The 21,113-nt window shown below is 64.5% G+C and carries 17 protein-coding genes and 1 tRNA gene; 14 read left to right on the top strand and 4 right to left on the bottom strand.

Annotated elements, in window-relative coordinates; all coding sequences use genetic code 11:
• Nucleotides 1–7: 7 nt before the first annotated feature.
• The 8 genes from hflC (at nucleotide 8) to AruCF_RS18485 (ending at nucleotide 10,346) form a co-directional block, all read left to right on the top strand.
• On the top strand, nucleotides 8–910 hold the full coding sequence (gene hflC / locus AruCF_RS18520; RefSeq protein WP_049075172.1) for a protease modulator HflC: 903 nt from the start codon (nucleotides 8–10) through the stop codon (nucleotides 908–910).
• 268 nt (nucleotides 911–1,178) lie between these two features.
• Nucleotides 1,179–2,336: an ATP phosphoribosyltransferase regulatory subunit gene (locus tag AruCF_RS18515; RefSeq protein WP_049075169.1), complete on the top strand. Its 1,158-nt coding sequence runs from the start codon at nucleotides 1,179–1,181 to the stop codon at nucleotides 2,334–2,336.
• A gap of 76 nt (nucleotides 2,337–2,412) precedes the next feature.
• The gene (locus tag AruCF_RS18510; RefSeq protein ID WP_049075168.1) at nucleotides 2,413–3,708 is read left to right on the top strand and encodes an adenylosuccinate synthase; all 1,296 of its coding nucleotides are present in this window, start codon (nucleotides 2,413–2,415) and stop codon (nucleotides 3,706–3,708) included.
• Between the two features lie 82 nt (nucleotides 3,709–3,790).
• Nucleotides 3,791–4,333 (top strand): phosphoribosyltransferase, encoded by a 543-nt coding sequence (locus AruCF_RS18505; RefSeq protein ID WP_006387865.1) that lies wholly within the window; start codon nucleotides 3,791–3,793, stop codon nucleotides 4,331–4,333.
• A 484-nt stretch (nucleotides 4,334–4,817) separates the two neighbouring features.
• A complete protein-coding gene (rpsU, locus tag AruCF_RS18500; RefSeq protein WP_006218592.1) occupies nucleotides 4,818–5,030 on the top strand; it encodes a 30S ribosomal protein S21 in 213 nt (70 codons plus the stop codon).
• A gap of 19 nt (nucleotides 5,031–5,049) precedes the next feature.
• Complete coding sequence (gene dnaG, locus AruCF_RS18495; protein WP_049075165.1) at nucleotides 5,050–7,116, top strand: DNA primase; 2,067 nt, start codon at nucleotides 5,050–5,052, stop codon at nucleotides 7,114–7,116.
• Between the two features lie 876 nt (nucleotides 7,117–7,992).
• The gene (gene rpoD / locus AruCF_RS18490) at nucleotides 7,993–10,260 is read left to right on the top strand and encodes an RNA polymerase sigma factor RpoD (RefSeq protein WP_049075163.1); all 2,268 of its coding nucleotides are present in this window, start codon (nucleotides 7,993–7,995) and stop codon (nucleotides 10,258–10,260) included.
• A 7-nt stretch (nucleotides 10,261–10,267) separates the two neighbouring features.
• Nucleotides 10,268–10,346 (top strand) — tRNA-Ile (locus AruCF_RS18485).
• A 216-nt stretch (nucleotides 10,347–10,562) separates the two neighbouring features.
• Here the strand turns inward: AruCF_RS18485 and istB are convergent.
• Together istB and istA are read right to left on the bottom strand one after the other, a co-directional pair.
• Nucleotides 10,563–11,333 (bottom strand): IS21-like element helper ATPase IstB, encoded by a 771-nt coding sequence (gene istB, locus AruCF_RS18480; protein ID WP_005013542.1) that lies wholly within the window; start codon nucleotides 11,331–11,333, stop codon nucleotides 10,563–10,565.
• A complete protein-coding gene (gene istA / locus AruCF_RS18475) occupies nucleotides 11,330–12,340 on the bottom strand; it encodes an IS21 family transposase (protein ID WP_049077984.1) in 1,011 nt (336 codons plus the stop codon). Before istA ends, istB begins: the two co-directional genes overlap by 4 nt.
• Before the next feature lie 343 nt (nucleotides 12,341–12,683).
• Between istA and AruCF_RS29260 the strand changes: the two genes are divergently transcribed.
• Entirely contained in the window at nucleotides 12,684–12,887 is a 204-nt protein-coding gene (locus AruCF_RS29260) for a hypothetical protein (protein ID WP_144419156.1), read from the top strand.
• 610 nt (nucleotides 12,888–13,497) lie between these two features.
• Nucleotides 13,498–14,640 carry a glycosyltransferase family 4 protein gene (locus tag AruCF_RS18470; RefSeq protein WP_049075161.1) on the top strand — a complete coding sequence of 381 codons (1,143 nt, stop codon included), beginning with the start codon at nucleotides 13,498–13,500 and terminating at the stop codon, nucleotides 14,638–14,640.
• A gap of 117 nt (nucleotides 14,641–14,757) precedes the next feature.
• Here the strand turns inward: AruCF_RS18470 and AruCF_RS18465 are convergent, their stop codons facing one another.
• Nucleotides 14,758–15,678: a glycosyltransferase family 9 protein gene (locus AruCF_RS18465; RefSeq protein ID WP_049075159.1), complete on the bottom strand. Its 921-nt coding sequence runs from the start codon at nucleotides 15,676–15,678 to the stop codon at nucleotides 14,758–14,760.
• Nucleotides 15,679–15,799: 121 nt separating this feature from the next.
• Between AruCF_RS18465 and mdtD the strand changes: the two genes are divergently transcribed.
• Nucleotides 15,800–17,191 (top strand): multidrug transporter subunit MdtD, encoded by a 1,392-nt coding sequence (gene mdtD / locus AruCF_RS18460; RefSeq protein WP_049075158.1) that lies wholly within the window; start codon nucleotides 15,800–15,802, stop codon nucleotides 17,189–17,191.
• Nucleotides 17,192–17,196: 5 nt separating this feature from the next.
• Here the strand turns inward: mdtD and AruCF_RS18455 are convergent, their stop codons facing one another.
• Nucleotides 17,197–18,378 carry an acyltransferase family protein gene (locus AruCF_RS18455; RefSeq protein ID WP_049075157.1) on the bottom strand — a complete coding sequence of 394 codons (1,182 nt, stop codon included), beginning with the start codon at nucleotides 18,376–18,378 and terminating at the stop codon, nucleotides 17,197–17,199.
• Nucleotides 18,379–18,853: 475 nt separating this feature from the next.
• Between AruCF_RS18455 and AruCF_RS18450 the strand changes: the two genes are divergently transcribed.
• Genes AruCF_RS18450 through AruCF_RS18440 form a run of 3 tightly spaced genes read left to right on the top strand, consistent with a single transcriptional unit; the run spans nucleotide 18,854 to nucleotide 21,056 of the window.
• Entirely contained in the window at nucleotides 18,854–19,084 is a 231-nt protein-coding gene (locus tag AruCF_RS18450) for a hypothetical protein (protein WP_080977462.1), read from the top strand.
• Nucleotides 19,081–20,460: a pilus assembly protein TadG-related protein gene (locus AruCF_RS18445; RefSeq protein ID WP_049075150.1), complete on the top strand. Its 1,380-nt coding sequence runs from the start codon at nucleotides 19,081–19,083 to the stop codon at nucleotides 20,458–20,460. Before AruCF_RS18450 ends, AruCF_RS18445 begins: the two co-directional genes overlap by 4 nt.
• Nucleotides 20,457–21,056, top strand: coding sequence for a TadE/TadG family type IV pilus assembly protein (locus AruCF_RS18440; protein ID WP_049075149.1), 600 nt, complete (start codon nucleotides 20,457–20,459; stop codon nucleotides 21,054–21,056). The genes AruCF_RS18445 and AruCF_RS18440 overlap by 4 nt, the downstream gene beginning before the upstream one ends.
• Nucleotides 21,057–21,113: the final 57 nt, after the last annotated feature.

The raw sequence follows: 21,113 nt of genomic DNA, 5'->3' as shown, positions 1-21,113 counted from the left end.
CTTGATCATGCAACGTCTTATGCCCATCCTGGTCGGCCTGCTCATCGTGCTGGCCGCCCTTTCTTCCTGCGTGTTCGTGGTGCGCGAGCGCGACTACGCCCTGGTGTTCTCACTGGGTGAAGTGCGCAAGGTCATCAACGAGCCCGGCCTGTACTTCAAGGCGCCGCCGCCGTTCCAGAACGTGGTGACGCTGGACAAGCGCATCCTGACCATCGAAACCAACGAAGCCGAGCGCATCCAGACTTCCGAAAAGAAGAACCTGCTGATCGATTCGTACGTCAAGTGGCGCATTGCCGATCCGCGCCAGTACTACGTGTCGACCGGCGGCAATGAGCGCGTGGCGCAGGAGCGCCTGCAGGCCTTGATCCGCGATGCGCTCAACGCCTCGGTCAACGTGCGCACGGTTCGCGACGTGGTCTCGACCGAACGCGACAAGATCATGGCCGAAATCCTGACCAACGTCGCCAAGCGCGCCGAGCCGTTGGGCGTGCAGATCGTCGACGTGCGTCTGCGCCGCATCGAGTTCGCGCCCGAGATCTCGGAGTCGGTGTATCGCCGCATGGAAGCCGAACGTACCCGCGTCGCCAACGAGCTGCGCTCGATCGGTGCCGCCGAGGGCGAGAAGATCCGCGCCGAAGCCGACCGCCAACGTGAAGTGATCGTGGCCCAGGCCTATGCCAAGGCCCAGACGATCATGGGCGAGGGCGATGCCGCGGCCGCCGCGATCTATTCGCAGGCCTACGGCAAGAACCCGCAGTTCTACACGTACTACAAGAGCCTGGAGGCCTACCGCGCTTCGTTCTCGAAGCCGGGCGACGTGCTGGTGGTGGACCCCAGTTCCAGCTTCTTCCAGTTCATGAAGGACCCTACCGGTCAGGCCCTGGCCCCGGTGACCGTGCCCGCCAAATAAGGCGGCGCCGCAGGCGGTATCCCAAGCCCCTTGGCCTGCGCCAAGGGGCTTTTTCCTGGCGGCCAGGCCGGGTCGCCCGCGGTGGTTCGGCAATCGGGGACGGTGTTGCGCCGCTGGCTTTCCCGGCTGGCGCTGTCGGCTGAACCATGTACAATACCCCGTAAGCTAGAAAACATTCCGCAGCGGCTGAGCGGGCTTACGCCCCCTCAGCCGCTTTTTCGTTTGGGCGACGCCCACGCATCTCTAGGCGTTATTCAGGTAAACATTCATGGGTAACTGGTTGCTGCCCGAGAGCCTTGCCGACGTACTCCCGGCAGAGGCCCGGCGCATCGAGGAAGTGCGCCGCGAACTTCTCGATCTGTACCGCACTTACGGTTTCGAGCTGGTCGCGCCGCCGTTGGTCGAATACATCGATTCATTGCTGTCCGGCACCGGCAGCGATCTGGATCTGCGTACCTGCAAGCTGGTGGATCAATTGTCGGGCCGCACGCTGGGCGTGCGTGCCGACATGACGCCCCAGGTCACGCGCATCGACGCGCACTTGTTGAACCGCGCTGGCGTAACCCGCCTGTGTTACTGCGGCAACGTGCTGCATGCGCGCCCGGCGGACCTGCTGTCCAGCCGCGAGCTGCTGCAGATCGGCGCCGAAATCTACGGTCATGCCGGTTTCGAGGCCGACCTCGAGATCATCCAGCTGGTGCTGGAAACCGTGGCCATTGCCGGCGTGCGCAATCCGCGCCTGGTGTTGTGCCATCCGGGCGTGCTGCGCGGCATCGTCGAAGCCGATCCGGCCGCTGCCGCGGTCTCGCAGGATGTCATCCGCCTGATGCGCGAGAAAGACGTGCCTGGCCTGACCGAACTGGCCGCGCGCACCCCCGGCATGCGCGCTGAAACGCTCAAGGCGTTGCAGCTGCTGCCCAAGCTTTACGGCGGTCCCGAGGTGCTGAAGCGGGCCCGCCACGATCTGCCGCTGCTGCCTGGCGTCGTCGCCGCGCTGGATGCGCTGCAGGTGCTGGTGGACGGCCAGCCGAACGTTGACTTCGGTGTCGACCTGGCGGATGTGGACGGCTACGGCTACCACTCCGGCATCAAGTTCGCGCTGTACGCCGAAGGCTGGCGTGACGCGTTGGTGCGCGGCGGCCGCTATGACGACGTCAGCCTGGCGTTCGGGCGCGCCCGTCCGGCCACCGGCTTCAGTCTGGATTTACGCAAGCTGGCGGCGGGTTTGCCGCCGGCGGAACGGGCGCGTGCGGTTCGCGCGCCCTGGGGGCAAGCCCCCGCCCTGGTCGAGGCGGTCCGCCGCCTGCGCCGGTCAGGGGAAATCGTCGTTCAGGTATTGCCCGGTCACGAGCAGGATCAGGACGAATTCGTTTGCGATCGCGAGCTGGCGCTGCAGGATGGCGCCTGGACGGTCAGAACGCTGTGACTAACTCCCTCTCGGCAACGAGAGGGCCGCGGGGAGATTTCCGGATTTCCCGAGAAACTCGATATTGATTCGTAACATGAGCAAGAACGTAGTCGTAATCGGCACCCAGTGGGGTGACGAGGGCAAGGGTAAGATCGTCGATTGGCTGGCGGAATCCGTCCAGGGCGTGGTCCGCTTCCAGGGCGGCCACAACGCCGGCCACACGCTGTGGATCAATGGCAAGAAGACCATTCTTCGCCTGATCCCGTCGGGCATCATGCATCCCGGCGTCACCTGCTTCATCGGCAACGGCGTGGTGCTGTCGCCGGAGGCCCTGCTCAAGGAAATCGAAGAGCTCGAGGCCGCCGGCCTGGACGTGCGCTCGCGTCTGCGCATTTCCGAGATCTGCCCGCTGATCCTGCCGTACCACGTGGCCGTCGACAAGGCCCGCGAAGCGCGCAAGGGCGATGGCAAGATCGGCACGACCGGCCGCGGCATCGGCCCGGCCTACGAAGACAAGGTCGCCCGCCGCGCGCTGCGTGTGCAGGATCTGTTCAACCCCGCGTTGTTCGACGAAAAGCTCGCCGAAGTGCTGGACTACCACAACTTCGTGCTGACCCAGTACCTGGGCGCCGAAGCCGTTTCGGCCAACGAAGTGCGTGATCAGGCCATGGCGCTGGCGCCGGCGATCGCCCCGATGGTCGCGGACGTCTCCAGCACGCTGTTCACCATGCAGCAGGAAGGCAAGCGCCTGCTGTTCGAAGGCGCGCAGGGCGCGTTGCTGGACGTCGATCACGGCACCTATCCGTTCGTCACCAGCAGCAACTGCGTCGCCGGCGCCGCTTCGGCGGGCGCGGGCGTCGGTCCGCAGTCGCTGGACTACGTTCTGGGCATCACCAAGGCCTACACCACGCGCGTCGGCTCGGGCCCGTTCCCCACGGAGCTGGTCGACGAGATCGGCACCCGCCTGGCCACCATCGGCAAGGAATTCGGCTCGGTCACCGGCCGTCCGCGCCGCTGCGGCTGGTTCGACGGCGCCGCGCTCAAGCGCTCGGTCCGCCTGAACGGCATCACCGGCCTGTGCATCACCAAGCTGGACGTGCTCGACGGCCTGGAAACCATCCAGTTGGGCGTCGGCTACCGCGTCAACGGTGAATTCCGCGACGTGCTGCCCTACGGCGCCCATGCCGTGGCGCAAGCCCAGCCGGTGCTGGAAGAGCTGCCGGGCTGGAGCGAATCCACCGTCGGCATCACCGAGTACGACAAGCTGCCCGAGGCCGCCCGTCGCTACCTGGAGCGCGTGGCCGAAGTCTGCGGCGTGCCGATCGACCTGGTGTCCACCGGTCCCGACCGCAACGAAACCATTGTGCTGCGTCATCCCCTGAAGGGCTGACATCGGGTTATCATTCGCAAGGCCGCCGCCGGCTCATACCGGCGGCGGCCTTTTCGTATTTTCACGCAGGAGATCCTTGCCTATGAGCGCGCCAACCAGTGACGATAGCCATCTGTGGGTGACGTGGGACGACTACAACCGCTTGATCGAGCGCCTGGCCTTGCAGGTGCATCAGTCCGGTTGGGAGTTCGACAAGATTTTGTGCCTGGCGCGTGGCGGCATGCGCGTTGGCGACGTTATGTCCCGTATTTTTGATGTGCCGTTGGGCATTCTGGCGACCAGCAGCTACCGCGAAGCCGCGGGCACCAAGCAGGGCGATATGGATATCGCGCAGTTCATCACCATCACGCGCGGCACGCTGTCCGGGCGGGTGTTGCTGGTGGACGACATGGTGGATACCGGCAAGACGTTCATGAAGGTGTACGACCACCTCAAGAGCCAGTTCGCCGACATCACCGAATTGCGCAGCGCCGTGCTTTGGTGGAAGGGGCATTCTCAGGCGCAGCCCGATTATTACGTCGACAAGCTGCCGACCAACCCCTGGATCCATCAGCCGTTCGAGGATTACGACAGCCTGCGTCCGCACCAGCTGGAAGCCTGGATCCGCAAGGGTTCGAAGGGCTGAAATCATAGGGGGACGGATGGTCTGGCGATCCCCGCCGCCCATGCGCGGCGCGATCGTGCGAGGGCAGGGTGCCAGACTGTTCCCCCGGTAGTCAAAATAGCCATGACCATGCTAGAATCGCTGGTTATCGCTAAACCGAACTTGGCTTGTTACTCTTTAGGTAGTCTTTGGGTAACGCAACCGGCCCTGGAGACTTTTGCCAGTCAGCAGCCAGCCGGCCCTAGAGCCAGCCGATTTTAGGACTTTAGCGCTGCAAGGCTCTTGGCGCTGGCGCCTGGAAGCGAAGGGGTCGGCGGGCAGGGAATCCTGTGCGCGGGGCTCTTGAACTCTTGGTCCGGACAGCATGCGCGATTACTATTGTTGCGTGCGTAGTCTGCGGCCTGAGCTTACAGGCGGTTCGCCGTCCGGAACCACGTGGCATTGCTGGTAAGCAAGCCAGGTTTGTCATCAACTTTTGTTACCCTACAAGCAGGCCAATCACTTTATGCCTATCGTTCGACTGAAGGAAAACGAACCGTTTGAAGCCGCTCTGCGTCGCTTCAAGCGCACCATCGAAAAGACCGGTTTGCTCACCGAACTGCGCTCGCGCGAGTTCTATGAGAAGCCCACGGCCGAGCGCAAGCGCAAGCACGCCGCCGCTGTGAAGCGCCACTACAAGCGCATCCGTAGCCAGCAACTGCCCCCGCGCCTGTATTGATTTCTGATTCCCGAATCTATTGATTCCAGAATCATTCATCCAGGAACTACTCGCCCGGGTCGACGTTGTCGATGTTGTCGGGCGATACGTGCAGTTGCGAAAGGGTGGGGCCAACTTGCTTGGCCTGTGCCCCTTTCATAACGAAAAAAGTCCGTCGTTCACTGTCAGCCCCACCAAGCAGTTCTATCACTGCTTCGGTTGCGGCGCCCACGGCAGTGCCATCACCTTCCTGATGGAACATACGGGCGCCAGTTTCCCCGAGGCCGTGCGCACGCTCGCGGCTTCGGCGGGAATGACGGTCCCCGAAGAAAATCGCAGTCCCCGCCAGCAACAGGAAACCGCGCGCCGCAAGGCCGAGGAGTCCCGCCATACGCAGGTGCTGGACGCCGCTCAAGCCCATTACCTGAAGCAGTTGCGCGCATCGCCCGCCGCGATCCGCTATCTGAAGCAACGTGGCCTGACCGGCGAGATCGCGGCGCATTTCGGCCTGGGCTGGTCCGGCACGGACCGGCATGGGCTGTCGCAGGTTTTTCCGAATTACGAAGATCCGACCCTGGTGGAGTCGGGCCTGGTCATCGAGTCCGAGGACGGCCGGCGCTACGACCGCTTCCGCGAACGGATCATGTTCCCGATCCGCAATGCGCGCGGCAGCCTGATCGGCTTTGGCGGCCGCATCATCGGCAAGGGCGAGCCCAAGTACCTGAATTCGCCGGAAACCCCGCTGTTTTCCAAGGGTCAGGAGCTGTACGGGCTGTGGGAAGCGCGTCAGGCGATCCGCCAGGAAGGTCAGGTCATCGTGGTCGAAGGCTACATGGATGTGGTCGGCCTGGCGCAGCAGGGTATCGCCAATGCCGTTGCCACGCTAGGCACCGCAACCACCCCGGATCACGTCAAGAAGCTGCTGCGCACCAGCGACAAGGTGATCTTCAGCTTCGACGGTGATGGCGCCGGCCGCCGGGCCGCGTGGCGCGCGCTGCAGGCGTGCCTGCCGGTGCTGCGCGACGACATCGCCATCCGCTTCCTGTTCCTGCCAACCGAGCATGACCCGGATTCGTATGTGCGCGAACTGGGCGCCGAAGCGTTCCGTGCTTGCCTGGGCGAGGCGGTGGCGTTGTCGCGCTTCCTGCTGGACGAGCTGGCATCGCGCCATAACATGGACGAAGCCGAAGGGCGCGCCAGCTGCCTGCATGAGGCCAAGCCCCTGCTGGCGTCGATTCCGGAATGCGCGCTGCGCGTGCAGATCGAACGCGAGATGGCCAAGCTGGTGCAGCTGACGCCGGAGGAAATGGCGCAGGTGCTGGCGCAGCAACCCGCCAAGCCGTTCGGCCCGCCGGTCAGGCCGGCCGCGGGCGAGGCGGGCAACGCCGGCGCACCGGCGCCGCAGGAGGGTAGCGTGCCGCACGAAGGCGGCTACGACTTCGCTGGCCACGATTTTCACGACATTCCCGCCGACGATGGCGAGTACGTGGATTATGGCCAATTCTCGTCGCCAGGCGGCGAATCGGGCGGCGGCTGGAGTGGCGGCGGTGGCAAGCAGGACTGGAAAGGCAAGGGCGATTGGAAGGGCAAGAGCGACTGGAAGGGCAAAAGCGACTGGAAAGGCGGCAAAGGCAACTGGAAGGGCAGGCGCGATGACGTCGGCGGCTTCGAAGGGCGCCGCACCATGCCTTCGCTGGCCAAGCGCCTGTTGAGTCTGTTGCTGGCCCACCCGGAACTGGTCGACTCGATGGGCGACCAGCAGCTTGAAGTCATCGACCACGGCCCCCATCTAGGACTGGTAAGGGATCTGATCATGCTGGCCCAATCCAGCGGTGCGCGCCATGTGGGCGCCCTGCTGGAAGCGGCCGAGCCGGACTCGGATCTTGCGACAGTGCTCAAGGGGCTGCGGGTCGACATTTTGTCCCAGGAAGATCTGCCGGATCCGCAAACCGAATGGGACGATGCGCTGCGGCGCATCGAATTCGATTCGGCGAAGGCGGAAATGGCCAAGCTGGCCGCGGCCGGCTTGGCAACCGAGGAGGCGCGCAAGCGCTACCTGGAGCTGTCGAGCCGGATGCTGGTGCTCAAAGGTGCCGGCATACGCTAAATGCGGTAAAATCAAAGGTTTTCCCGCCGCGGCATTGCCGCAAACCGTTGTGTGGCGGTAGTTGTTGGCTGTATGGCGATGACCTGGCGGCGCCAGGATCCCGCGATGTTGAATGCAGACTGAAAGCCGGTTGAATGAATCGGCCTTGAATCTGTGCCGGCGGGATGCAGGGCGCGTAGGCGCGGTATTTGCAGGCGCGCAGGCGCGGTGTTGCGTGAAGGCGCGCAGGCGCGGTGTTGCGATGAATCCTTCGTTATCGCGCCAGTGTTGGGGCACGGTTGCGCGAAAACGCAAGCGGCAGGAAAAAGAACGGCGGACGGAATCTATTTCCGCTGCTGGAATCTAATAGTTTTAGGGTTTGATGGGCAGGTCGGCTGAAGCGATGCCGGGCTGGCGGGCAAGGCGGATACCGGTTGAACGGGTCGGTCTGGGGTGGATAAGCCCCAAGCGCCAGCGCGAAAAAAAGCGGACGTGCGCATCAAATTTGTTACATAGTTAATTACTATAGCTGAGTGGTGAATCACGCAGTTCGGCGGCGGTTATCTTCGCGTCGCGTCTGAGGTTTGGGTGCTGTGTCTATTTAGCTGCCAAGGGCAAGGCCCGACAGGCAAGCAACGCCTATTTATAGGCAGACAGCCCCCCTCGATGCCGGGAGTCCGCGGCTGGATGAAACCATGCACGCCAGGCGTTCAGCCGGTCACGGACCGCAATGACGCCAGGCGGGCTCGCAAGAGCTTGTGCCGCGAACAACGCAGCCGCAGGGCTTCCGCCGATTCACCAGTTTTACCCGCATGGATGCCGCGATGGGCCTTTGCCCGGCAGCGGTTTCATGCGGTGCACATGCCCGAACGGGTTGCGACGACCACGGAAGCGACTATGACCAAATCCACCGGCAAATCCTCCTCTGCAATTGATGCGACCGACACCCAGGCCACCAAGGCCAAGCGTGTCGTCAGCATGGCGGCGGAAAAAGCGCCCGCCAAGACGGCGGTGAAGGTCGCCAAGCCTGCCGCTAAGACGGCCGCCAAGAAGGCGGCTGCCAAGACGGCGGCGGCAGACAAGCCCGAGAAGGTGACCAAGGCGCGTGCCAAGAAGGCCGAGGACAAGCTGGCCGATCTGGTCGGCAGCGCGCGTCCGGCCCCCAGCGGCCGCCGCCCGGGTCGCCCGGCCAAGAACGCCAACAACGATTCCGACGGTTTCGACGACACCATGGACGGCGAAGGCGAAGTCCTGCCGGACCTGAAGCCGCCCAAGCGCGGTGGCAAGCGCGGCAAGGCGGATCCCAAGGATCTGATCGCCCGCGGCCCCGTCTCGGCCGAAGAATACGAAGCCCGCCGCAACCGCCTCAAGCAGCTGATCAAGCTGGGCAAGGATCGCGGCTACCTGACCTACGGCGAAATCAACGACCATCTGCCTGATGACCTGGTCGACGCCGAAGCCATCGACGGCATCATCAGCACGTTCAGCGACATGGGCATCGCGGTCTATGACCAGGCGCCCGATGCCGAAACGCTGCTGATGAGCGAAAACGCGCCGGTTGCCTCCAACGACGATGACGTCGAAGACGAAGCCGAAGCCGCGCTGACCACCGTGGACTCCGACTTCGGCCGCACCACCGACCCCGTGCGTATGTACATGCGCGAAATGGGCTCGGTGGAACTGCTGACGCGCGAGGGCGAAATCGAGATCGCCAAGCGCATCGAAGACGGCCTGAAGCACATGGTCATGGCCATCTCGGCCTGCCCGACCACCATTAACGAAATCCTCGCTCACGTCATGCGCGTGCGTGAAGGCCAGGCGCAGATCGACGAAGTGGTCGACGGCCTGGTCGATCCGGAAGACGGCGAAGAGTATGCCGGCGCCGGCGTCACCGCCGATGAAGACGAGAGCGATGACGGCCCCGCTGGCGGCATGTCCAGCAAGCAGCTGGAAGACCTGCGCGTGAAGGCATTGGCCAAATTCGACGAGGTCGGCAAGCAGTTCGACAAGATGCGCCTGTCGTACGAAAAGGACGGCTACAAGTCGGACGTCTACGTGCGCGCGCAGGAGTCGATCCAGAACGAACTGATGGGCATCCGCTTCACCGCCAAGATGGTCGAGAAGCTGGCCGACACGCTGCGCAACCAGGTGGAAGAAGTGCGCCAGCTCGAGCGCGCCGTCCTGCACACGTGTGTGGACCGTGCCGGCATGCCGCGCACGCATTTCATCAAGGTATTCCCGGGCAACGAAACCAATCTGCAGTGGGTCGTCGATGAAGTGGCCGCCGGCCATCCGTACGCCGAAACGCTGGAGCGCCAGATCCCCGCCGTGCAGGAACTGCAGCAGAAGCTGATCGACCTGCAGACCCGCGTGGTGCTGCCGCTCAAGGACCTCAAGGACGTCAACAAGCGCATGGCCACTGGCGAAGCCAAGGCCCGCAAGGCCAAGCGCGAAATGACCGAGGCCAACCTGCGCCTGGTGATCTCGATCGCCAAGAAGTACACGAACCGTGGCCTGCAGTTCCTGGACCTGATCCAGGAAGGCAACATCGGCCTGATGAAGGCGGTGGACAAGTTCGAGTACCGTCGCGGCTACAAGTTCTCGACCTACGCGACGTGGTGGATCCGTCAGGCCATCACCCGCTCCATCGCCGACCAGGCGCGCACCATCCGTATTCCGGTCCACATGATCGAAACGATCAACAAGATGAACCGGATCAGCCGCCAGATCCTGCAGGAAACCGGCGCCGAGCCGGATCCCGCGACCCTGGCGCAGAAGATGGACATGCCCGAGGACAAGATCCGCAAGATCCTGAAGATCGCCAAGGAGCCGATCTCCATGGAAACGCCGATCGGCGACGACGACGACTCGCACCTGGGCGATTTCATCGAAGACACCTCGACCCTGGCGCCTTCGGACGCCGCGCTGCATGGTTCCATGCGCGACGTGGTCAAGGAAGTGCTAGACTCCCTGACCCCGCGGGAAGCCAAGGTGCTGCGCATGCGTTTCGGTATCGAAATGAGCACCGACCAGACCCTGGAAGAAGTGGGCAAGCAGTTCGACGTCACGCGTGAGCGCATCCGCCAAATAGAGGCTAAAGCGCTGCGCAAGCTGCGTCACCCGAGCCGGGCCGACAAGCTGAAGAGCTTCCTGGAAGGGCAATAAGTTTCCTGGGCCTCTAGCTCATGCCTGGTTAGAGCAGCGGACTCATAATCCGTTGGTGCCGAGTTCGACTCTCGGGGGGCCTACCAAAGAAACATGCGGGTCTTGGAGCAATCCAAGACCCGTTTTCTTTTCCGCAATCCTGGGCCTTTTCCGCAAATCGGGGTAGCGAGGCGCGTCGTTTGAGACTAAAACGACGCGCCTCGCTACACGCGCGCGCACCAAGCTGTCAACGCCGGTTGAAAATTGACCCACTTTCGTCGGAATCGTCGGAGTAAAACTGACCCACCCCGGCGTTCAAAAACCTAGTTCCTGATCTTGATGTTTCCTGCTTTGCGCTTGTCCTTGAGCCGGTAGCTTTCCCCGGCAATCTGCACGATATGGGCGTGGTGCAGCAGGCGGTCGAGCAAGGCGGCGGTCAGCGTCTGATCCTCAGAGAAGCACGAGGCCCACTGGCTGAAGGGCAGATTGCTGGTGACGATGATGCTGGTACGCTCGTAGCGCTGGGCCACCACGTTGAAGAACAGGTTTGCTTCCTCGCGCCCGAAGGGCAGATAGCCAATCTCATCGATCACCAGCAGGCGCGGCCCGATGATGGCGCGGTTGAAGTACTGCTGCAGCCGGTCCTGTTTATGGGCAGTGGCCAACTGCATCATCAGGTCGGCGGCAGTCAGAAACCGGGTCTTGATGCCCGCCATGACGGCACGGTACGCCAATGCCTGCGCCAGGTGGCTCTTGCCCACGCCGCTGGGTCCCAGGAATACCACGTTCTCAGCCCGTTCGATAAAGCTCAGGGCCGCCAGTTCCTGGATCTGGGCACGCGGCGCACCACTGGCAAAGGCGAAGTCATAGTCTTCGATGGTCTTGACCGAGGGCAGCGTGGCGATCTTCATCAGGGCGGCGCGCTGGCGTTCGATCCGGGCGTCGTTCTCAATACCCAGAAGGCGCTCCAGGAAGTCGCCATGGCTGGCGTCTTCGCGGGCGCACTGCTGGGCCATGGCGGGCCACTCGCTGCCGATACGCTCCAGCTTCAGGACATCGCAGATCTGTTCGATGCGGTTGTGTTGAAGGTTCATGCTCGCACCTCCAGCAACTCGTTATAGACCGACAGCGGGTGCTGGAAGCTCTCTCGCGGCACAGGCCGGTGAGACGTGGCTGGCACCAACATGCCGTGTTGCGCAGGCAACTGCAGTAGCGCCAGGCGCTCTTCCTGCAACCGCTTAGCGGGTCTCTCCCGAGTGGTGCCATGCAGCCGCTGATCGGCCACCTCCGTGAGCCAGCGACCGACGTGCGCGTTGGCTGCCGTCACATCGAAGCGCAGGCCAGCCTGCTTGAGGGTCGCGGCCAACGGGACACAGAAACTGCCCTTCAGGTATCCGTTGAAGCGTTCGACCTTGCCCTTGGTCTTGGCGCGATAAGGCTGGCACACACGCGGGGTGAAGCCGAACTCCTGGGCGACGGCCAACAGCCCGTTGTGCCAGCGATGCTGGCCGGGGCCGTAGGCATCGCGCTCGGTGATGATGGCGCCCGCGTTGTCGAACAACACGTGCTGGGGTACGCCGCCGAAGTAGATGAAGGCCTGACGCAGACATCCGAACCAAGTGTCGGCGCGCTCATCGGTGGTGAACCGCACCCAGCTCGAACGGCTGTATCCCAGCGTGGCGACAAAGGCCATCAAGGGATCACGGCCGCGCCGGATGTGGGTGAAGTCGGCCTGCATCTGCTTGCCAGGCGGCGTCTCAAAACGAACGACCGGTTCAGGCTCCTGGTGCTTGTAGCCGCCAAGAAACTCCTTGAGCTGCGTTACACCACCGGGGTAGTCCAGCTCTTGAATCTCCCGCAGCAGCACGGCTGCTGGAATCCAGTGCGGCCGGGCCGCCTCGATGCGCCCGTGCAGATAGTCCTTGTACGGATCCAGCTTGGTGGTCCGTGCCTCGCGGGGCTTGTACTGCTGGGCATCAGCCTCACGCAGATACCGCCTGATCGTGTTGCGTGAGCAGCCCAGCTGCTTGGCCATCTCCCGAATGCTGACGCCGCGACGCGCCATTACCTTGATCTCCACTGCTTGCTCCTGAGTCAACATTGTCGGCGGCCAAAAGGCCGCCATCATTGCCCAGGTGGGTCAGATTTACTCCGACGCGGTGGGTCAGTATTACATCGGCGCTGACACCAAGCCGCGATCAGGGCAGGGCGGAATGGCGGTTGTCGTCATTCTGGTGAATTCGCGCTTGTGTTCCTACCCGTGGGTAGAATGGTCCGCGGCAGGAGATTGACCGCCTCTGCGCGGTCATCGCCTGCGGTGATGCGACTTCTTATCCCTCACGGATTCTCTTTCCATCCATGCCCTCCGCCGTACCCGCGCGCGCCGACAACCGATCGACCCTGCTCATCCTCGGGATTCTGCTTGCCGTGGCGTTGCTGTTGCTGTGGAACGACTGGTTGACGGTGGGCTGGGGCCGGTTTTTCCTGCTTATTGGGCCTTGGTGCTGGTGTGGTTCGTCAGCGTCGTGCTTGCCGTTCGCCGCCACCGGCGCTGGTGGGTGTTGCTGACGGCGGCGGTCGTGTTGTATCCGGCTGCCAGGGTGGCGCTTTTCCTGATCGAGTGTTCGCAGAAGGCCTGTCTGTTCTGAGCTGGGGCTCTTCCTGATTGCGGCGGATCGCCTGTTTGGCCGCGGGTCCTGATGTTCGACCACAGGTTCTGATATGAAGTGCCTGTCGATCCGACCAACCCTGCAGTCCGCGCCTTAGCCCTTTCCCCTTTTTTGCCATTTTGGGCCGCGTGGCCGCGCTCTGAACGCCCGCGCGCGGCGTCCGGCCGTCGTTCATCTTCATCGTTTAAGGCGCCTGTTCGGGCACATACAGATGTCGGTTGTTATGGAAATATTTTGATACAAAAATAGCAAAGAAATTAACAATGATTAAAAACTTTCCCCTAATTCAGTTATGCCGCGAGCCTATATTTCTGACTCGTAGCTAAATCTCACAAAAATGGCGTTTCAGTCGATTTCGACAATGCAACAGCCTGGCCCGGCAAGCAATTAGAACCCATCTTACCCAGCTCGCCGACCGATGTTTCCGCGTTTACGTCCATTGTCCTCGCGCCACGGCCTTCGCCTTGGTGAAGCGCTCGCCAGCAGCGCGCCGCTTGCCCGCAACCTTCTCCTTGGTAGTGCCCCCTCTGGCGCTCCTTGTAGCGAGCCTCATGCGCACGGTTCGCGCTTCCCGTACTTCTAGATTCTCATGCAAATCTTGCACACCCTCTCCGGCCCGAACCTGGGTGGACTGGAATTTCGTGTCCTGGATCAGGCGCGCTGGCTTCGCGAGCAAGGCCATGCCGTGGCGATTGCCGCCCCGCCTCAGAGCGAAACCCTGAAACTGGCGCGCAGCTGGGGCCTGGCGGCCATCGGCATGGATTTCAACTCGCCATATTCCTGGTCGGGCATGCTGAGGCTGCGGCAGATCGTGAGGGATCTGCGTATCCAGGTTATCGATGCGCATGGTACTCCCGATGCGAAGGCCAGCGCGCTGTGCCGCGATCTGTGTTCGCTGGTGCGGACCTGGCATTTTTCGCGGCCGCTGCGCACGTCATGGCGACGCCGGCTGGAATGGCGCCTGGGTTGCCATCGCGTCATCACGACAAGCGAGGGCGGGGCGCGCGACATCGTCGCGGCGGGCTTTGCCCAACGTGATCGCATCAGTGTCGTTGGCGAGTGGGCCGATCATGGCTTTTTCGTGGCGGCAGACAAACTGGCGTTGCGCCATGCCGCGCGCCAGGAGCTGGCTATCGATCCCGCCGCGTTCGTGGTGGCGACCATCGGCATGCTGCGGCCAGACAAGCGTCAGGAAGACTTGCTGCGGGTGGTGCATCTGCTGCGCCAGCGCGGCCTGCCCGCGCGCGCGTTGGTGGTGGGCGCGCCGACCCGTGCCACGGCGGCGTATTGCCAGCAACTGCACGATCTGGCCGCGGAACTGGGTATCGGCGATCACGTGACGTTCGCAGGGCATCGGGAGGATATTCGCAGCGTTATCCATGCTGCCGATGCGGTGTTGGTGCCGTCGATCAACGAGGCCTGGTCGCGCGTGGTGCCGGAAGCTTATGCTTCCCGCTGCCCCGTGGTGGCCAGCGCGGTCGGCGGGTTGCCCGAGATCGTGCATCCCGGCAGCACCGGCTGGCTGGCGCCCGCGGCAGACGTGGCGGGTTTCGCGGATCACCTGGCGTGGATCTGGTCACATCCCGGCGAAGCGGCGCGGATCGCCGAACAGGCGCGGACGTTTGCCGACCGCCACCTGATGCTGTCGCAGAAAATGGCGGAGACCCTGAGCGCCTACGAAGCCGCGATGACGCACGCGGGAGCGGTCAGGAACGTGGAGGCGACCGCCTGAGCGCGATGTTGCGACCATGGCATCGCGCCATCGCGTCCTGGTTCGGGGTTGTCGCCGCCTCACAAGAGACAAGGCTGGTTTCCGATGGCGTCGGCAACCGGCCTTGTGTTTTTGCAATCATTGCGCGCGCCGGCGCACCATGCGGCCGAAGCAGCGCATGACCGCGGCCACCGTGGTGGCTTCACGCCAGTATTTGCGGCGCAGGGAACGTAGCGGCAGCCACCACGGCCGGACAATGATGTTGTCTGCCCAGGCCGGGCGCCAGCGCGGCATGTTGCGGGGGCGGTCGACGATGGTCACGGTCGACAGCCCACAGCATGAGGCCAGGTGGCCGATGCCGGAATCGGTGCCAATGAACCAGCCGGACTCGTAGACCTCGGCGGCGACGCCCTCGATGGAGGGCGCTTCGACCAGCCCAGCGTGGGCCTGTTCCAGCAGCGGCTTCCAGAAGGCGCGTTCGGACGGCGCTAGCACGAAGGTCGGTTCGTAGCCCATGGCGCGCAGGCGCCGGGCGACGACGACATATTTGCCCGGTGTCCAGCAACGCTCGGCTTCGCTCGAGGTCGGGTGCAGGATGACGCGTTTGTCGTGGCGGCGCGCCGTCAGCCCTGCGGGTGCCCGCAAGCCATTGTCGGCGCTCCATTCTGTCAGGCCGAAGGCATCGGCCGAGAAGCGGCGGAATTCGTCCAGGATGCCGTTGGGAGAATCGTGCCGGCGCGGGGCGGCGCGGATCTTGCCCCATTCCTTGGTGCTCAGAAAGCGCTTGCAGACGCGGGTAAGCCCGTCGAATGGGCTGTCCGGATCCATTTGCACGATGGTGTCGTAGCCGGCCAGGCTGGCGCTATCCGCTGGCAGCGGCCGGATGTCGAAATCGGGAAACCATTCGCGCAGCGCATAGCCATGCACGCCATAGACGGTGATGTCGCGGCCGGCCTTGCGCAGATTATTGGCCAGGGTCATCTGGTATAGCGAGTCGCCAAGCCGATTGGAGAGGACCAGCGCCACATTGCCGGTCTGGAGGGGATGAGCGGTGCTCACGTTCGATTCATCCTCGTTGCTTTTGCTGCGGAGAATAACCTATTGTTTCTCCTGTTTTCGCCAGCCGGGTTTCCGCGGGCTTGTCAGCGGCGCGTGGGCTGGCGGGGAGTACGCTTTCCCCATGCCTACGCCATCCTCTCAGCGAGCCCTGCTCTGGGTTGTCGCCGCCTGTTTTTTTATGCAGACGCTGGACACCACCATCGTCAACACCGCCTTGCCCGCCATGGCGCGCAGCCTGGGCGAAGACGTGTTGGCGCTCAAGCCGGTGGTGGTGGCCTATACGCTGACGATGGCCATGTTGACGCCGGCATCCGGTTGGCTCGCGGACCGCTACGGCACGCGTCGGGTCTATCTGGCCGCGATCCTGGTATTCGCGTTGGGATCGATCTTCTGCGGGTTGGCGCAGAGTCTGACGCAGTTGACGATTGCACGCGTGGTGCAGGGCGTGGGGGGCTCGATGCTGCTGCCGATCGGACGCCTCGCGGTGCTGCGGCGGGTGCCGGGCGACCAGTACATTTCCGCGCTGGCGTTTGTCTCCATCGCGGGCCAGGTCGGGCCGATCTTCGGGCCGACGCTGGGCGGCCTGCTGGTACAGGCGGCCAGTTGGCATTGGATCTTCATGATCAACGTGCCGATCGGCCTGGCGGGCCTGTTTGCCGTGCGTTGCTATCTGCCCGAGGATGCGCTGGCCGATGTCGCGCCGTTCGATGTGCTCGGCTGCGGGCTGCTGTCGCTGTGCATGGTGGCGTTCTCGCTGGCGCTGGATCTGCCCGCTGGCGAGGGGCGCATGGCCTGGTCGGCCGCCTTGTTCGCGCTGAGCGGGTTGACGGTGCTGCTGTATGTTGTGCATGCGCGGCGGCGCGAGAACCCCTTGTTCCAGCTGCGGTTGTTCCGTGAACCGAATTTCAGCGTTGGCCTGGTCGGGAACCTGGTGTGCCGCGTCGGCAGCAGCGCGGTGCCGTTCCTGCTGCCGCTGTTGCTGCAACTGCAGCTGGGCTACACGCCGCTGCAATCGGGGCTGATGATGCTCCCCGCCGCGATCGCGGGCACGATCTCCAAGCCCTGGATCGCGCCGCTGGTGCGGCGGTTTGGCTACGACACGTTCCTGTTGGCCAATACGGTTCTGGTGGGTGCCGCCATCATGTCGTTCGCGGTGATCGGGCACGGTTGGCCGCTGTCTTGGCAGATCGCGCAATTGGCGGTGTTCGGCGCGGCCAACTCGATGCAGTTCGCGGCCATGAACAGCGTCACCCTCAAAGGCTTGAGCACGCGCGACGCCGGCAGCGGCAACAGCCTGTTCTCCATGGTGCAGATGCTGGCCATTGGCCTGGGCGTGACCATCGGCGGCGGGCTGGTCGGCGTGTTCGGGGGGGCCGACAACGCGCTGCCGGGCCGCGCTTTCACGCTGACCTTCCTGTGCGTCGGCGCCATTACCTTGCTGTCGGCGCTGGTGTTCCGGCGCCTGGATGCCGATCGCCTCAATGGCGCGAGCGGGCGCGCGGCGGCTGGCTGACCCGATCACCGGCGGGCTCGGCCCGGCCCCGCCAGCCAGCGCCGCATGGGCGTTGAATAATAGCGGGCCACCAGTCCGCCCAGCATGACGGACAGCAGGATCGTCAACACGCTGGCGGCGGTCAATGCCCCCGCGCGCCACCAGGTCGATATCGCGCCGCCGGAATTGCGGCAGGAGGCCGTGGCCAACAGCAGCACCGGGAACATGTGCGTCAGGTAGATTTCGTAGCTGTTGCGCCCGGCCCATCGCAATGCGGCCAGGAGCGGGGTCTGGCGTAGAGGACGCGAGCGCCGGGTCCAGCCGATCAGCAGGCAGGCCACGCCGATCTCCAGCAGCGTGACGTTCAGGCCCAATGTCGTCAGCCCCAGCATGGCAGTGGCCTTGCGCAGGAAGAACACCAGCACGAAGAGCAGTGTTCCCGCCAGCAGCAGTGGACGGCTCGGGGAGCGCGAGGGCGCGGAGCGAGCGGCATACAGCGCCGCCAGGCAGCCGATGGCGATGCCGTCCATGCCGGACAGGTAGGCGTGGTCGGCCCAGATTTCGTTGTCGCTGAAGGCGACGCGTGCGAACGGTCCGAGCACCACGAACAGCAACAAGGCCAGGACCAGGACGCGTCGGCCCGCCATCAAGGACAGCAGACAGAGCAGCGGGAACGCCAGGTAGAACGCTTCTTCGATGGACAGGGACCACAGTACGTTCCATGCCGCTGGCAGGTAGCCGACCTGCGCCTCCAGCCAGTTCAGGTGCAGCGCCAGTGCGCCGGCCACGGCGCGCCCGAGGCTGGCGTTGTCGATGACGAAGCCGGGCACCCCGGCCCAATGTAGGCAGGCCAGCAGAGACACCACTAGCAACAGGCTGGGATAGATGCGGGCGAAGCGGCGGCGCAGGAAGGCGCGCCAGGGCACGGCCTCGAGAGTGCCCCAACGCACGATGGACGCGCGCGTGACCAGAAACCCGGAAATCACGAAGAAGATGATGACGCCGTAGTAGCCGCTGCGAAACACGATATTGAAGAGGGCGGCGGGCAGCACCTTGCCCAGCAGGCTCTGTTCCTGGGGAATGTGGATCTGCACATGCAGCAGCACGACGCACACGATTGCCAGTCCTCGCAGGGCGTCGATGGCAGGGGTATGGGCAGGGCCCTGCTCGGGGCGGGCGGCCCACGGCGGTTGGGCATGGACAAGCATCGGTCGGTCAGTCCTGGCACGGAAAGACGCAATACTAGCCAGCGTGCTGTGAGGGGATTGGGCGACTCTGTATGGATTTTGTAATGCCGCCCCAGCGCCACGCCGCTGCCTGGCGGGTCGCAAAATGGAAGAGCGCCCCAGCTCTAGATGAGTCTGAGGCGCTCCTGCCCGGCTTCGCACGCGATGGGTGTCAGACAGCCCGGCAACTCCAATCTACTGCCGGTCCAGAGGGCGGGCAATAGGGAAAACCCGATAGATATTAGGGGGTTACAACATTTTTCCGTGCCGCGGGCCGGGCTTGCGGATCGTGTCGAGCCCATGCCGGGAGGCCGCCGCCAAGGTGATGTGACGCATTTATCCAGCTCGGTATCCGCGAATTGGCGCGCGGTGTGGGAGCGCGGACACTGGATCCTCGTTTCATCGTGTGGGGAGAGCGGCAGTGTCGGGATATCTGAGGCGTCAGGCCGGACAGGGCATGACGGAATATGTTGTGATCGTGGCCCTGGTGGCGGTGGCGGCGATCGCCGTTTACCAATACCTTGGCCAGGTCGTGCGTTCGCAGACCGCCGCCATGGCTCGGGAATTGGCGGGCGAAGACGGCAGCGCGCAATCGCGTGCCGCCCAAGCGGCGGTGCGCAAAGCCGCGGGACAGACGGGCGCGCGTTCGCTCAAGTCCTTCACTGGCAACGCGGTGGTCGAGCCATGACGCGGCACGTCCCCGGTCCCACGTGGCAAGCCGGACAGCACGGGCAGGTGTTGGTGCCGGGTCTGCTGTTGCTGGGCGTGCTTGCGGCCGTGCTGGCCATGCTGCATGGCCTGGGGCGGATGGTCGAGGCGCGGGCGCGACTGACCCACGCGGCGGATGCGGCGGCCTACAGCGGCGCGCTGGAACAGGCGCGCCGGCTCAATTTCCTGGCCTATGCCAATCGCGCGCAGGTCGCCCACCAGATCGCGATGGCACACCTGGTGACGCTGGGCGCGTCGATGGCCTTCACGGACACGCTCGCCGGCCAGCGGCGGCGCAACAATCCTCCTGGGAACCTGCTCGCCACCCTGTTCGGCCGTGACGTGGGGCAGGCCTATCGCGCGGCGCGTGCCGATCCCCAGGCGCAAGTTGGCTTGGCACAGGCGTATGCCGAACACGACCGGGTGGTGCACGAAGTGCTCGCGGCGGCGTCTGCCGCCGCCGTGGCCGGGCTGCCGGCCGCGCGCGAGTGGCTGATGCGGGCGGTGCTGCAAGACAACTATGGGGATGGCACGTCGGCCGCGCAACCGGTGCCGCGGGTGCTGCGCGACGCGTGGCCGGGCTACGTGCGGCGGCGCGCCGCGACACCCGGCATCGGCCTTTGGTCGGCGGTCGAACAGGCGGTGGACCGCTACGGCTTTCTTGGCCGGCGCGACGGGACGCGGCGCAATGCGCTGCCGGCCAACGCGCGGTGCCCGAAATCGCCGCATGTCTTGCGGCGCCGGGGCTCGACCTGGCTGGGCACGGACGGACGTTGGGGGGCGCTGGACACGCAGTCGTTCCATTCCTCGCGCTGGAATCGCTGGGCGGGTTGCTACTACCGCGAATACAGCATGGGCTGGGGCGCCGTGCTCGGACCCGATGGCAAGCCACCGGCCGAGGTGGAATATGCGGTGGGTCCGCCTGTCGATTTCACCGCGCTGGATTTCTGGCGTTGGGTGAAGGAGTCGACCACGTGGGACCTGGGTACCGGCATACAGACGCCACTAGCCAATTCCTACGCCCTGGCACACGCGCGGCGTTCGCCCGGAAGGGGAGTGCCAGACGATTACGAGGTGACGAACGGTGCCGTGCCGCTGCGCTTTACGCTGGCCGTGAGCCTGCAATCGCGCGCGGCGCCGCTTGCACGACGCCGCAATGTAGGGATGGCGCCTGGCGCCAGCGCCGCCGAGGGCACGGAGATCACCGTCACCAGTGCCGCCGAGACCTATTTCGCAAGACCGCTGCCGCGGCCCGATGGCCAAGACGAATTGGCCACGCTGTTTCGTCCTTACTGGCAGGCGCGGTTGTCGGCGCGGACGCAGGCATCCGCGCCGTCGGGTGGGGAAGCACCATGAGGCGTCGCATCCTTGGACAGCGCGGGCAGGCCATGGTCGAGGCGCTGCTCCTGCTGCCGATCCTGATCCTGATGCTCCTGGCGATCGCCTGGGTGGGCAAGACGCAGTACACCGCGCTGACACTGCTCCAAGACAGCCGCGCAGCTGCGATGTTGACCGCCATGGGCGCGGGCGCGGAAACGTATGACGTCCCGCGCGGGGTGCGTCTCCAGCTCGTGGCCGGTGCCGGCGATGACGAAGGGCAAGGCGAATGGTCGGCCGCGGATGCGCGCCGGGTGTCGGCCATGTCCTCCGCGGACGTATCCGGCGGGGCGGGCTGGGGCGATGTGCGCCTGGTGCGTCGCATTGCTGTCGCGGCGGGCGCGGGCAATGCGCGGGACGACGACGAGGTACAGCGGCGTATAGGCGCCGCCATGACGATGTGGAATCGGGTAGCCGCCAACTCGGTATCCCTGGCGCGTGTTGTCGCGCCGGTGATCGAGGCGGTGGACGCACCATGGCACCGGTCTTCGATGTCCCTCGATTGGCTGTCGTCCTGGGCGGACGTGGTGCCTGCCGACAAGCGCATGAACGACGACAAGCGGGGACATCCATGAACGCACGGTCGACGATGAGATGGCGCCGTCATCATCGTGCCAGGTACGGCTGGGGCC

Origin of the sequence: Achromobacter ruhlandii, from assembly GCF_002082135.1 — a bacterium.
Lineage (GTDB): Bacteria > Pseudomonadota > Gammaproteobacteria > Burkholderiales > Burkholderiaceae_B > Achromobacter > Achromobacter ruhlandii.
This window is presented reverse-complemented; position numbering and strand designations above follow the sequence as displayed.